The sequence below is a fragment of the Pseudomonas sp. SDO5215_S409 genome (assembly GCF_054071325.1).
Genome location: NZ_JBSVWN010000003.1, coordinates 158704 through 171035, shown reverse-complemented (window position 1 = coordinate 171035; position 12332 = coordinate 158704). Strand labels below are relative to the sequence as shown.

Genomic DNA, 12332 nt, shown 5'->3' with positions numbered 1-12332 from the left:
AAATTTCCACACAAGGAGCACAACGGCATGCGTGAAACGCTTGCGCAATACGGCGGGATCACCGTAATGATTCCGGCCGCGCTGGTGATCGCCGTATGGCTCTGGTACTCGCGGCCGCTCGCGCTCAAGTGGTGGCTGGTCACCGTCGCCAGTACGTACTCCATCGTGGCGTTCAGCAAGTTGCTGTTCAAAGGGTGGGGTGTGGCGCTGCAAAGCCTGGACATCGCCGTGATCAGCGGCCATGCGATGAACACCAGCCTGATGGTCACAGTGGGCCTGGGCCTGGTTGCCCGGCGTATCAACCCGCAGCTGCGCTGGCCGGTCGCGGCGCTGGGCGTGGCGCTCACCGGGGCGTTCAGTGCTTTTTGCATCGCGCCCTACATTCACCCGCTCAATGAAGCCCTGGCCGGTTGGATGCTGGGCTCGGCGGCCGCGCTGGCGTTTCTCTGGCGGCTGGAAATGGTCGACGTCAAAGTGTCCCCCTCGCTGATCGGAGGGGGCGTGGTGATCCTGTTGTTGTGTGCGTTGGTGCCCAAGTACAACGCCGAGAAACTGCTCAATCATGTGGCCATTGCGGTGTCGGGCGCCGAGCGCGCCTACCACGAGCCGCCCTGGCGGGAAGCCTCCGGCTACCTGGACGACGAGTAAGTCACCAGGTCCAGTGCCAACTTGCTGTCTACCAGCAACTCCAGCAACACCGTCTGGGAATTGAAACGCAGGGTGTTGCCCTGGCGCTGGGCGTCTTTCATTTGCTCAAACAGCGCGTCGGTCACCTCCAGCGGCGAATTACCGCGCAACTGGTCCAGCCAGTGGGAAATGGTGCGGGTGTTTTGCGAGCGTTGTACGTCAGGTACGGGCTGGCTGCGCGCGGCGCCCACGAACCCTTCAAAGACCGTGGTCAGTTTTTTCAGGGCATGGGCACGTTTGACTTGTCCATAAAGGTTCATAGGCGCTCCTCGGTGCACGAAATGGTGGCCAGCAATTCGGCCGTCTTGGCTTGCATCAGGTGGCTGTCGCCCCGGCTTTCGACACACAGGCACACCGACAGCGGGTCGCTGACTTGCAACTTGAAGCGCCAGTCGGCAAAGACCATCGACAGTTCGGTACAGGACTCATCGGTGTCCAGGCAGTTGCCGGCATACAACACCTGCATTCTTTCAACAATCTTGGCCGGGCTTATAACGTCCACATGAATGTTTCCCGAAGAGGGGAATAAACCAATGCGCTCGACCAGTAACTTTGAACTTTTCATGGTGGCTCCCCGCCGCATTATTTGAGGCTTACTTTATTATGGTGACGGGGAAAAGTAAGGGAATGTTATTTTTAGTCGGACAATAAAGTGACTGTTATTTTGGGCCGCTTTAGTTGCCCGGTCGCTCTATTAATGTGGGGCGCGCCCGTGCACTGACATCGGCCAGCGACAGGCTGATGGGCTGTTCCCGGTGCAAGAAACGCATGAGCACCACCACACGCGCGTCACCGTCCAGGGCCAGGAACGTGGCGTCACGGCCCGCCAGCGGGCCCTCGTCGATGCGCAGCAGCTCACCGGGCGTGAACAGGGGGGCCAACAGCGCCTGATGATCACGTGCCCGAAGCGCCTGCACCAGTGCGTCGCTGACCGGCAGCGGGTAGGCGCCAAAGGTCACGACCCGCAGCACGCCGCGTGTGGAGCGCAGCGGGCTCCAGCTGGCCTGCGGGCTCATTTGAATAAACAGATAGCCTGGAAACAGCGATTCGCAGGTGGTCTGCAGGCGGCCCTTGAACAGGTGCTGGCGGGTGCAGGTGGCGCGAAAACAGGTGTAGCCCTGGCGCTGCAGATGCGCCTGGGCGCGTTCATCTTGCCGGGACTTGCATTGGATGAGGTACCAGGCATCAGGTGCGCGCATGCGAGGGGCTCCCGCTGAACAAACCGAGATAGATGGCTTACTGTAAAAGTATCGGCGGTTGAATAGGGCGGCTTGTTATAAAACGTCGAGGTTAGTGTGCGCGAGTGTTAATTAAGTAGTGGCCATATGCTGGTGTTATTTTTTGTCCGTAGATAATCGTGGGGAATAGTGAGGGGCCATGGTACTTAATATCGCCATGAAGTAAGTGCGTTCAGGGTTGTCGATGACCTGGCGTGGGTCAGGGTCGACACTCTGATGTTGCTAAGTGCCTTGTCATCGCCTCAGGAAGATTACGTTGCTTAATAGAGTGTTGATTGTATGCGTGGGCAATATTTGCCGTAGCCCCACCGCAGAGAATCTGTTGCGGGGGGCGTTGGCCAACTCCGCTATCCAGGTCAGTTCCGCCGGCATCGCGGCCATGGTCGGCAAGCCGATCGAGGCAACCGCACGGGCAGTGTTGGAGGCCCACGGCCGTTTGCCTCACGAACACGCGGCCGTTCAGCTTGAACCGCAGGCCATCAGTGAGGCCGATCTGATTCTGGTGATGGAGCAACAACATGTCGGCGCCGTGCTGAATATTGCGCCCCAGGCCAGAGGCAAGGTGTTGATGCTGGGGAAATGGCAGGGCAACCGGGAAATCAGCGACCCCTACCGTCAGGGGCGCGCCGCTTTTTTGCACGCTTATGCGTTGATTGAAGAAGCCGTAAACGCATGGGCGCAGCGTCTCGCACGCTGATCGCCATGACTTTTGAATCGAATTAAAGGCTAAGAATACGACCTATGCAGCAAGCGCCAGCAGTCACCGTACGCGAAGACGACAACGACGAGATTGATCTTCTCGGTTTGTTTGGAACACTCATCGACCATAAATGGCTGATCGCCATGGTCACCGGCGCATTCATGGTAACGGGCGTCGCGTACGCGGTGCTGGCGACCCCGGTCTACCAGGCCAACGCGCTGTTGCAGGTCGAGGCGAAAAAGAATGACCTGCTGGGCTTCTCCGATATCGGCAGCATGCTGGGCAAGGAGTCGCCGTCGGCCACCGAGATCGAGCTGATCCAGTCGCGCTCGGTGATCGGCCAGACCGTCGATAACCTCAAGCTCTACATCGTCGTACAGCCCATGTACTTCCCGGTGTTTGGCGAGTTTCTCGCGCGCAGGTTCCAGAAGACCAACCCGGGTGAACTTGCTTCCTCGTTGATGGGGTTCAACAGTTTTGCCTGGGGCGGTGAGTCGCTCAAGCTGTTCAAGCTGGAAGTGCCCGACGGGCAACTGGCCAAGAAGCTGACCCTGACCGCCGTTGAAAACGGCCAGTTCACCCTGGTGGACGAAGACGACAACCTGCTGGCGTCCGGCCAGGCAGGGCAGTTGGTCGAACAAAATGGCGTGACGATTCAAATCCAGGAGCTGCACGCCAACCCGGGCACGCGCTTTCGGGTGATTCGCAACCCCCGCCTGAACAGCATCCTGGACTACCAGGACGACCTGGACGTGGCCGAGCGCGGAAAAGATTCGGGCATGATCGGCCTCGCGCTGGAAAGCACCGACCCGGATCAGTCGATCAAGATTCTCAATGAAATCGCCTCCCTTTATGTGCGCCAGAACGTCGAGCGCACGTCGGCAGAAGCCGCGCAAAGCCTGGCGTTTCTCAAGGACCAACTGCCCAGCGTCAAAAAGGACCTGGAAAAAGCCGGCAAGGCCTTGAACGACTACCAGACCCGCAGCAAGTCGGTGGACATCACGCTGGAAACCAAAGCCATCCTCGACCAGATCGTGGGGCTCGATACCAGCATCTCCGAGCTCAAGTTGCAGCAAGCGGAAATGGACCGCAAGTTCACCCCCCAGCACCCGGCGTATCGCGCCTTGCTGACCCAGATCGGTGAGCTGACCAGCAAGCAAAAAGGCCTGGCGAGCCGGGTCGAAAGCCTGCCGTCGACCCAGCAGGAACTGTTGAGCCTGACCCGGGACGTGGAAGTGGGGACGGCCATTTACACCCAGTTGCTCAACAAGTCCCAAGAGCTGGATGTGATGCGCGCGGGCACCGTGGGCAACGTTCGCCTGATCGACACGGCAGACGTCAACTACCTCAAGCCGGTCAAGCCGAAAAAGATCCTGATCGTGTTGATCGCCACCCTGTTTGGCGGCTTTTTGGCCGTGGCCCTGGTGCTGATGCGCAAGGCGTTGAACCGTGGCCTGGAAAGCCCGGAGGCTATCGAGCAGCTTGGCTTGCCGGTGTACGCGTCGATTCCTTACAGCGTTTTGCAAGAAACCCAAGAGGGCAAGGTTTCCCGCGGGCGTTCCGCTGCCAGTTCGTTGTTGCTGGCCACCAGTCACCCCACTGACCTGGCCGTGGAAGCCTTGCGCAGCCTGCGCACCAGCTTGCACTTCGCCATGCTGGAGTCGACGAATAACCGCGTGATGATCTCGGGCCCGAGCCCCGAGGTGGGCAAGACCTTCGTGTCGGCCAACCTGGCCGCCGTCATCGCGCAAACCGGGCAGCGGGTGCTGTTGATCGACGTGGACATGCGCCGCGGCTACCTACACAAAGTGCTGGGCGTGCCTGCCAAAGTCGGGCTGTCCGACATCCTGGTCAACCAGTGCACGCTCGATGCGGCGATCAAAAAGACCAGCATCGAAAACCTCGACCTCATCAGCCGTGGGCAGATACCGCCCAACCCGTCCGAATTGCTGATGCACCGCAACCTCACCGAGCTGCTGGCCCAGGTCAGCGACCGCTACGACCTGGTGATTCTGGACACGCCGCCGCTGTTGGCAGTGACAGACGCCGCGATTGTGGGGCGCCAGTCGGGCACCAACCTGATCGTGACGCGCTTTGGCCTGAACCCGGCCAAAGAGATCGAACACACCATGCGCCGGTTTGCCCAGAACGGGATTGTACTGAGGGGCGCGATTTTCAACGGCGTGGAAAAGAAAGCGTCCGTCAAATATGGCTACGGCGATTACGGGTATTACCAGTACGACTATCAGGCCAAGCGCAGTTGATGTCGTCATGACCGGGTAACGGGGCGAGCTGTTACGCCCCGACCTTCTGAACGTCATGAACCACCGCAGGCCACAACCGTTACGTTTTCAGGAACTGAACGAACAATCCTGGGGCGGTAGCGTGTCAATTGACAACCTCGGCATAAAGAATACCCAACCATGTTCTACCTGTTATCGCTCATTGCCCTGGCGGCGGGTCTGCTGGCCGTCAAAAACCCCAAGCATTCGCTTGTGGTGTTTGGCGTGATGCTGGCGGTTATTCCGACCGGGAACTCTTACAGCGAGATCATCTCGCTGAAGGGGCTCTACTTTTTTGACTTTTACATCGTGGGCGGGTTGGGCGCGTTGTTGATTCGCCAGACCGTGGCGAGCCGAAAGCAACTCACCGTACCGGGCGGGCTGTTGTTCGGGTGCGGGTTGTATGTGGTGTTGCTGGCGTGCGGCCTGTTCGAGTCGGCCAACAAGTACCTGTTAAAGGATTTGCGGCCTTTCATCATGATGCTGTCGTTTGTGGTGCTCTCGAACATCGCCACCCTGGCGGCGAGAACCCTGACCCTCAAGACGGTGCTAAAACTGCTGATCTTGATGACCGCCTTCAACGTGCCGGACATCGCCTGGCTGCGTCTGGGCTTGTACAAGTTTCAGGACGTTTACTATGAAGAAAACGCCTACCGCTACCTGGACGGCGGGACCTATGCGGCCGTCGCTTACCTGATTTATTACTTTATCGACCCGCGCCTGTTTGACGGGCACCGCAAGTTGGCAAAGATCTGTCTGGCCACGTCCTTCATCTGTTTGTTCATCGCCAACTCGCGGTTCATTTTCGTGGCGGTGTTTGCCGGGATCCTGGTGCATCAATACACCAAACCTGCGCGAATGATCGGCATCGCCCTGTTGGGGGCGGTGGTGTTAATGGCCTTTATCGGGGTCAGTAGCATGATCGGGGCCGACCGTATCAATGACGGTTTGTCTTCGGACGGCCTGGCCGGCCAGTTGGGCAGTCGTTTCAGCCCGGCATTGGAATTGATCAGGACCATGAACCCGCTGAATTACTTCGTGGGACTGGGGGCGGGCACTTCGTTTGAAATTCCCTGGTTTGATTACCGTGGCCTGGATGACCGCAACTCGAACATCGACAGTGCCTATTTGACCTACTTCGTGAAGTACGGGCTGGTGGGGCTGTACTTGCTGCTGATTTTCATCATGTCCATTACCCATGACTTGAGAAGCCGCGTGGCGGTGTCGATCGCGGTGTTTCTGGCGGTGATGTTTGTGGTGTCGGCCACGCCGTATCAGCCGTACGCCATCGGCATCGCGTATGGCGCCATCGTTTTACGGGTGTGTGGGGAACAGCGGGCCCGGCAACGTAAAAAACTCAGTGTTTCGTCTGCGCCGCAGATAGCCACGTCCTTGCAGGTGAATGTCGGATGAACAACGCACTGTTGAAAAAATTCGTGTCCAGTACGGCGTGGAGTTTCATCTCGGCCGTGGCCACCAAAGTCTCGGTGGTGATCACCGGTATTTTGGTGGCCCGGATACTGGGCGCGCACTCGTTTGGCGAATATGGGCTGATCCAGAGTGCGATCGTGATGCTCGCCAACGTCGCCGCCCAGGCCAGCACCACCGCAACGGCCAAGCATATCGGGCAGTTCAAGGAGACGTCCGCCGAAAAGACCGGCAACGGGGTAGCGCTGACACTGATCTTCTCGGTGGGGTTCAGCGTGATGATCATTGCGGTCGCGCTGGGCTTCCCGGGGTTTTTCTCCAACTTCATCCTGGGGGCAGACAGCCTCAAGAGTGTCTCGCTGATTGTGTTGAGCACCATCACTTTCATCATTCTGGGGGGGTGGACCCAAGGCTGCCTGACCGGCTGGGGGCAGTACCGGTCCATTGCGACCATCAACGGCTCTATTGCGATTGTGGCGATCCCGGTCACGTATGTCCTGACCACGGCGTTCCAGCTCAACGGTGCCTTGTTGGGGTTGGCGGGCTCGCAATTGCTGATCGTGTTGTTCAGCGCGCTGGCCTGCCGCAACACCCTGAAGGCCAAGCACATCAGGCTGAACTTCAAACAGGCCCTGACCGAAAAACACGCGGTGCTGTCGGTGGGCCTGCCGGTGCTGTTGACCGGGCTGATGGTGGCGCCCATGAATTGGTTCGCCAACAAGTTGCTGGCGCAAACCACCAACGGCTTGGCGGCGCTGGGCATGTATGCCGCCGCCATGCAGTGGAATGCGATCTTCTCGCACGTGTCGGTGGTGTTGGGTTCGGTACTGGTGCCGATGCTGGCGGCCACGCGCGAGGGCAATAGTCGAAAACTCGAAGCGTTGAACTTCTTGTCCGGCTGGCTGGTGGTGTTGATGGTGATCCAGCCCGTGATCCTGTTTCCCGAACTGCTGGCCATGCTCTACGGCAAGAGTTTTCTCGGCCGGGATTTTGAAGTGACCTTAACCCTGGTCATTTTGGGGTCGCTGCTCAGCGCTTATAAGTCCGGCATTTCCAGAAAGATGATCGTGATGGACCTGGCCTGGTACAGCGTCATGAGCAATGTGCTGTGGGGCGTGTTCTTTATTTCGGGCGCGATCTGGTTAAGGGACGAGGGCGCCATCGGGATTGCCAAGGCGTTCATCGGTTCGCAGTTCATCCACTTTTTGCTGGGGCTGCCGTACTTCATCTACAAAAAGATCCTGCCGCTGGAGTTACTGATTTCTCCGAAACTCTTGACCCTGTGGGCCTTGCCCTTTGTCAGTTTCATCGCCAGTGCGCATGTTGAAAGTGCCCTGTATCGGTTGGCGATCATGGCGATGATCTTTATCTACATTCTGGCAACCACCGTTGCCTTGAATACCGCATTTAACGACCCCGTGGAAAATGGAAGCCCAGCATGAATGTCAGTAAAGTTTATATCCGGGGTGCTTACGGTCCGGGCAATTTGGGTGATGACATCTTGATGGTGTGTGTCATCAATATTCTTAAAAAACGCTTCAAGGAATCCGATATCGCGGTCGGGGTGGATCACCCGCAGATCGCCAAGAACTTCAACCGTCATATCAAATGGTTGCACATCAAGGAGCCGGTAAAGGCCGACCTGGTGGTATTGGGGGGAGGGGGGCAGTTCTTCTCGTTTATCCCGCCGGTCAACAAGGCCACGCCCGCGCCGTCCAAACTGGCAAGGATCCGTAAGAGCATCCGCGCGCAAACCGACCTCAAGTCCACTCTGTTGCGCTTGTATGTGGGCCTGCGCGGTGGCGTCGACAAGATCTACTTCCACCAGCGCCTGGCGGCGTTCTGCATTGGCCTGGGGCCCTTTGACGGCGGCGGCAAGCAGTTGGCGCGGGCGGTCAGTGTGATCAACCGGTGCGACTACATTTCGGTACGCGATGGCACCAGCCAACAGCACTGCAAGACCTTCGGCAAGTCGGACGTGGAGGTGTACACGGACCCGTCGCTGCTGTCCGATTTGTGGATCTCCAGCAAGGAGCTGAACGCCGCCCACCTGGAGAAAGGCAAATACCTGTCGTTTATCCTGCGCGACTGGCCGCATGACGCCAAAGGCCAGCAGTTCATCAAGGCCATGGTCCAGGCCGCCGATGCCCTCGCCAAACGCGGCGAGCGGGTGCGCCTGGTGTCGCTTTACAAAGAGCGCGACCAGCACCTGATCGACAAGTACAACACCTTTGAGTGGCTGTGCTGGGACGCCGCACTCGATACGCCGGAAACGTTCATGGCCAAGTTGATCGTCGAGTCCGACGTGATCATCAGCGCCCGTGCCCACGGCGTGTTGCTGCCGGCTTCGCTGGGGTATCCGACCATCGCGATCGAAATCGAAAACAAGCTGAAAAAAGTGCATGAAATGCTGCCGCGCGGCACCACGTTGATCAGCACCCCCGACCCTGAAGTGATGATTTCGACCATCGGCGAATTCAGAAAGACCAAGGCGCAAATGGCCGACTACCTCCAGCAGGAAATCGCGCAGCGCTCGGCCCTTGCACAAAAAGCGGTCGATGACTTTTTGCAATGGGTCGACAAGAAATAGAGCCGGGGACACACACGTGAAAAAAACAGGCGCGACGCTACTGGTTTTAGCGTTCTCTCTGCAGGCGGCCATCAGTGGTGCGTCAGAGGTCACCGACCGCTGCGACCAACCGATGGACAATGTTTACCCGTTACTGCCCGACCCGGCAGCCACGGCGCCGGACGCTATAAAAGGCCTGGTTAACCTGATCAACAATGTGGCCAGCCTGGAAGTGCGTGACGTGACCGTGCATTTTCCGGCGGGCTCCTACGATCCGGGCTCCATGGTGCGGTTGGGGTTGCCCTACGGCGGCATTGAGTTCAAGTCAGCGCTCCCGGCCCCGGGCCGGGACTGCCTGGTGCTCAGCTACGACTTGAAGTTCGACACCAACTTTGACTTCGTGAAGGGCGGGAAACTGCCGGGCCTTTACGGTGGTACCGGCAACACTGGCGGGCGGATCCCCAACGGCCACGATGGTTTTTCCACCCGGTATATCTGGAAGGAAAACGGCGCGGGCGCGGTGTATGCGTACCTGCCCACCAGTGACACCTGGGGCACCGCGCTGGGCCTGGGCACCTGGACGTTCAATGTGGGGCAGTGGCACCGCCTGGAGCAACGGGTGCAGTTGAATACGCCGGGTCAGGCCGATGGGGCGATTTCCATCTGGTACGACAAACAACCGGTGTATTCGCAAGCCGGACTGATCTTCAGGGACACGCCCGACCTCAAGATCGACGGGTTGCTGTTTTCCACGTTCTTCGGGGGAAACAACGCGTCGTTCGCCACCCCCGTCAACACCCACATTCAGTTCAGGAACCTGGTGATGAGCGCTGAGCGTCTGCCTGACACCGCTGGCCTGGCGCAGGTGGCCCGATGAAAAACGTGAAGCTCAATCTCAAGAAGGCCGCACTGGCGTTGTTCAATACGCTGCTGAGCCTGGTGATGTTTTTTAATGTGCGACGTGCATTGTTAAGAATGACGGGCAGCCGCGTCGGGGCTAACACCACGGTGCACCGCAACGTCACGTTTTTTTCATTTGGCCAACTTTCAATCGGTCAACACTGCACCATCAATTACCAGTGTTACTTGGATAACCGGGCGGGAATCCAGATTGGCGACAACGTCAATATTTCCCACAACACCCGGATTTATACCTTGGGCCACGATATTGATGACCCCTTGAGTTGCCTGGTGGGCAAGCCCGTTGTGATTGGTGACAACGCGTGGATCTTTCCCAACGTCATGATTATGCCGGGCGTCACCTTGGGCACCGGGGCCGTGGTGTATCCCGGCAGTGTCGTGACACGGAATGTCGAGGCGTATTCGATTGTAGGGGGCAACCCTGCCAAACATATCCGTTTTCGAAACAAGACGATTGAGTACACCGCCGACTTTCCGATTTGGTATGCCGTGTAACGCACGTAACGTGCCTCACTTTCTTTTATGCAGGGTGTTGAAGTGAAATCATTAATGATCGCATGGATTGGCTATCAGCGACGGGCCGATACCATGAAGCAATATTGGGCCTATGACATTTTGCACTTGCCCAATCGGTTCAAGAAAAAAGTCGCGCGCCCGCTGGACTACTTGATCAAGTCGTTCAAGACCCTGAAAACCCTGTTGGTCGGTTCGCCCGAAGTGTTGTGGGTGCAGTTGCCACCGAGCCCGGTGTTGCACATTGCACTGGCGTATAAGTTTGTGTTCAACCGTCGCCTCAAAATTATTGCCGACGCGCACAACAGTCTTTTGCGCAAACAATGGATAGGCTTCCCGGGCACCGTGGCGTTATTGAATAAAATCGACGCGGTGGTGGTGCACAACTTTAAAGTCAAAGAAGAGTTGACCGGCGCCGGGGTGCACGCCCGCAATGTGTTTATCCTGGAAGACTTGCCGTGCGACTTTAATGTGCCGCCTGTCACCGGGCACCCGACGCCTTATGTGTTGTTTCCGTGTTCGTTCGATATTGATGAGCCGATCGAAATCGTGATCCAGGCGGCGCGGGAAACACCCCACATCGATTTTTTCATCACCGGCAAATATGAAGGCAAGTTGTCCGAGGCCCTGAGGGCGTCATTACCCGCCAACATCAAGTTGACCGGGTTTTTGAGCAAGCAGGCGTTTGAGCAGTTGCTGTGCAATGCCAACGTCGTGCTGGGCCTGACCACGCGCGACAACGTCCAGCTGAGCGTGGCCAACGAAGCGGTGAGTGCGGGGCGGCCGATGGCCCTTTCCAACACAACCGTGTTGCGCTCGTTGTTTGCCGATGCGGCCGTGTTTGTCGACACATTGGACCCGTTGTCCATCAAGGCCGGGGTGTTGCAACTGATCGACAACCAAGCACTTTACGAGGAACGGTCGGCCTTGCTGAAAACCAAGCGTATCCGCCGCTGGGAAGGGCAAGCCGAGTTGTTGAAGGCGGCTGTTGTTATCTGATGAAGCTTATTAATTCTGGCAGGAAGGGAACCGTCATGCGTCAAACCTGTGATGTTTTACTGATTTGTTCTGGGGGCGGGCACTGGGTTCAGATGAGCAAACTGTTGCCGGCGTTTGAGGGGCAAAAAGTGGCCATTGCAACGGTAGACACCAGCGCACGTTCGCAGTTTGCCGACCACGACTTTGTGCAAGTACCCGACTTCAATCGCAGTGAACCGATGAAGATCGTCACGGGATTTTTTGCGATCTTCAGCATTGTTTACCGCAGCCGTGCGAAGTGCGTGATCTCCACGGGGGCCGCCCCCGGCTTGTTGGGGCTGATCGCGGCCAAGGTCATGGGTAAAAAGACCTTGTGGATTGACAGTATCGCAAACCCTAAAAAGCTCTCGCTGTCCGGCAAGATCGCTTCTTACTTTGTTGATGAATTGCTCACGCAATGGCCGACGCTGTCCAAAAGCACGCGGGCTCAATATAAAGGGAGGATTGTCTAAATGATCTTTTGCAGTGTAGGTACTCAAGCACCGTTTGAAAGAATGCTCGGTTATTTGAGTGAGTGGAGCCATGCCCACCCGCAAGTGCCTGTGGTGGCCCAAGTGGGCAATAACGACAAGGACCTGGGCCGCATCGACGCTTACAAGACCATTGCCGAGCCGATGTTTTCGCAGAACTTCAATAACTCCACGGTGGTGGTGTCCCATGCGGGCATGGGCAATATCATCCGTTCGCTGGAACTGGGAAAACCCATCGTGATTGTGCCGCGCGACAGTCGCCGCGGCGAACACATCAATAACCATCAGTTTGACACTGTCGAGAACTTTTCGACGTTCCCGTCGGTGTTTATTGCGCATGACAAAGAGGGCTTCTTTTCGGCCATCGAGTCGGCGTTGCATTACAGCACGGCCGACAGTCTTCTGGACTTTAGTGAACGGGATCGCTTGATCCATTTTGTAAAAGCATTCGCCGCTTGACCCCTGACGGTTTTAATTAACGCCCGT

The 12332-nt window shown here is 57.5% G+C and carries 14 protein-coding genes; 11 read left to right on the top strand and 3 right to left on the bottom strand.

Translation table 11 applies throughout. From position 1 onward, the window contains the following. Positions 1–27 precede the first annotated feature (27 nt). Positions 28–648: a hypothetical protein gene (locus ACW9H9_RS02675; RefSeq protein WP_457341460.1), complete on the top strand. Its 621-nt coding sequence runs from the start codon at positions 28–30 to the stop codon at positions 646–648. On the opposite strand, the gene ACW9H9_RS02670 is transcribed toward ACW9H9_RS02675, so the two are convergent. From ACW9H9_RS02670 to ACW9H9_RS02660, 3 genes are all read right to left on the bottom strand, one after another. Beyond that, the gene (locus ACW9H9_RS02670) at positions 630–947 is read right to left on the bottom strand and encodes a hypothetical protein (protein WP_457341459.1); all 318 of its coding nucleotides are present in this window, start codon (positions 945–947) and stop codon (positions 630–632) included. The genes ACW9H9_RS02675 and ACW9H9_RS02670 overlap by 19 nt on opposite strands. Continuing rightward, a complete protein-coding gene (locus tag ACW9H9_RS02665; RefSeq protein ID WP_457341458.1) occupies positions 944–1252 on the bottom strand; it encodes a phosphomannomutase in 309 nt (102 codons plus the stop codon). The genes ACW9H9_RS02670 and ACW9H9_RS02665 overlap by 4 nt, the downstream gene beginning before the upstream one ends. A 109-nt stretch (positions 1253–1361) precedes the next feature. Then, positions 1362–1886: a transcription termination/antitermination NusG family protein gene (locus ACW9H9_RS02660; protein WP_457341457.1), complete on the bottom strand. Its 525-nt coding sequence runs from the start codon at positions 1884–1886 to the stop codon at positions 1362–1364. A gap of 307 nt (positions 1887–2193) precedes the next feature. Here ACW9H9_RS02660 and ACW9H9_RS02655 point away from each other — a divergent pair, with 307 nt between their 5' ends. The 10 genes from ACW9H9_RS02655 (at position 2194) to ACW9H9_RS02610 (ending at position 12305) form a co-directional block, all read left to right on the top strand. Further along, positions 2194–2622, top strand: coding sequence for a low molecular weight protein-tyrosine-phosphatase (locus ACW9H9_RS02655; protein ID WP_457341499.1), 429 nt, complete (start codon positions 2194–2196; stop codon positions 2620–2622). Positions 2623–2666: 44 nt separating this feature from the next. Further along, on the top strand, positions 2667–4889 hold the full coding sequence (locus ACW9H9_RS02650; RefSeq protein ID WP_457341456.1) for a polysaccharide biosynthesis tyrosine autokinase: 2223 nt from the start codon (positions 2667–2669) through the stop codon (positions 4887–4889). Positions 4890–5048: 159 nt separating this feature from the next. Then, complete coding sequence (locus tag ACW9H9_RS02645; protein ID WP_457341455.1) at positions 5049–6320, top strand: DUF6369 family protein; 1272 nt, start codon at positions 5049–5051, stop codon at positions 6318–6320. Continuing rightward, the gene (locus ACW9H9_RS02640) at positions 6317–7777 is read left to right on the top strand and encodes an oligosaccharide flippase family protein (protein ID WP_457341454.1); all 1461 of its coding nucleotides are present in this window, start codon (positions 6317–6319) and stop codon (positions 7775–7777) included. Before ACW9H9_RS02645 ends, ACW9H9_RS02640 begins: the two co-directional genes overlap by 4 nt. Continuing rightward, positions 7774–8925 (top strand): polysaccharide pyruvyl transferase family protein, encoded by a 1152-nt coding sequence (locus ACW9H9_RS02635; protein WP_457341453.1) that lies wholly within the window; start codon positions 7774–7776, stop codon positions 8923–8925. Before ACW9H9_RS02640 ends, ACW9H9_RS02635 begins: the two co-directional genes overlap by 4 nt. A gap of 16 nt (positions 8926–8941) precedes the next feature. Next, a complete protein-coding gene (locus ACW9H9_RS02630; protein WP_457341452.1) occupies positions 8942–9781 on the top strand; it encodes a polysaccharide lyase in 840 nt (279 codons plus the stop codon). Further along, positions 9778–10320 (top strand): acyltransferase, encoded by a 543-nt coding sequence (locus ACW9H9_RS02625; RefSeq protein ID WP_457341451.1) that lies wholly within the window; start codon positions 9778–9780, stop codon positions 10318–10320. The genes ACW9H9_RS02630 and ACW9H9_RS02625 overlap by 4 nt, the downstream gene beginning before the upstream one ends. Positions 10321–10413: 93 nt before the next feature. Beyond that, the gene (locus tag ACW9H9_RS02620) at positions 10414–11337 is read left to right on the top strand and encodes a glycosyltransferase family 1 protein (RefSeq protein ID WP_457341450.1); all 924 of its coding nucleotides are present in this window, start codon (positions 10414–10416) and stop codon (positions 11335–11337) included. Between the two features lie 35 nt (positions 11338–11372). Next, positions 11373–11828, top strand: a complete 456-nt coding sequence (locus ACW9H9_RS02615) for a polysaccharide biosynthesis protein (protein WP_457341449.1) — start codon at positions 11373–11375, stop codon at positions 11826–11828. Beyond that, positions 11829–12305 (top strand): glycosyltransferase, encoded by a 477-nt coding sequence (locus tag ACW9H9_RS02610; protein WP_457341448.1) that lies wholly within the window; start codon positions 11829–11831, stop codon positions 12303–12305. The last annotated feature ends 27 nt before the right edge of the window (positions 12306–12332 follow it).

Excerpts from the sequence above, each read along its gene's own strand:
- ACW9H9_RS02675 (WP_457341460.1), top strand. The coding sequence starts at position 28 with ATGCGTGAAACGCTTGCGCAATACGGCGGGATCACCGTAATGATTCCG.
- ACW9H9_RS02670 (WP_457341459.1), bottom strand. The coding sequence starts at position 947 with ATGAACCTTTATGGACAAGTCAAACGTGCCCATGCCCTGAAAAAACTG.
- ACW9H9_RS02665 (WP_457341458.1), bottom strand. The coding sequence starts at position 1,252 with ATGAAAAGTTCAAAGTTACTGGTCGAGCGCATTGGTTTATTCCCCTCT.
- ACW9H9_RS02660 (WP_457341457.1), bottom strand. The coding sequence starts at position 1,886 with ATGCGCGCACCTGATGCCTGGTACCTCATCCAATGCAAGTCCCGGCAA.
- ACW9H9_RS02650 (WP_457341456.1), top strand. The coding sequence starts at position 2,667 with ATGCAGCAAGCGCCAGCAGTCACCGTACGCGAAGACGACAACGACGAG.
- ACW9H9_RS02645 (WP_457341455.1), top strand. The coding sequence starts at position 5,049 with ATGTTCTACCTGTTATCGCTCATTGCCCTGGCGGCGGGTCTGCTGGCC.
- ACW9H9_RS02640 (WP_457341454.1), top strand. The coding sequence starts at position 6,317 with ATGAACAACGCACTGTTGAAAAAATTCGTGTCCAGTACGGCGTGGAGT.
- ACW9H9_RS02635 (WP_457341453.1), top strand. The coding sequence starts at position 7,774 with ATGAATGTCAGTAAAGTTTATATCCGGGGTGCTTACGGTCCGGGCAAT.
- ACW9H9_RS02625 (WP_457341451.1), top strand. The coding sequence starts at position 9,778 with ATGAAAAACGTGAAGCTCAATCTCAAGAAGGCCGCACTGGCGTTGTTC.
- ACW9H9_RS02620 (WP_457341450.1), top strand. The coding sequence starts at position 10,414 with ATGAAGCAATATTGGGCCTATGACATTTTGCACTTGCCCAATCGGTTC.
- ACW9H9_RS02615 (WP_457341449.1), top strand. The coding sequence starts at position 11,373 with ATGCGTCAAACCTGTGATGTTTTACTGATTTGTTCTGGGGGCGGGCAC.
- ACW9H9_RS02610 (WP_457341448.1), top strand. The coding sequence starts at position 11,829 with ATGATCTTTTGCAGTGTAGGTACTCAAGCACCGTTTGAAAGAATGCTC.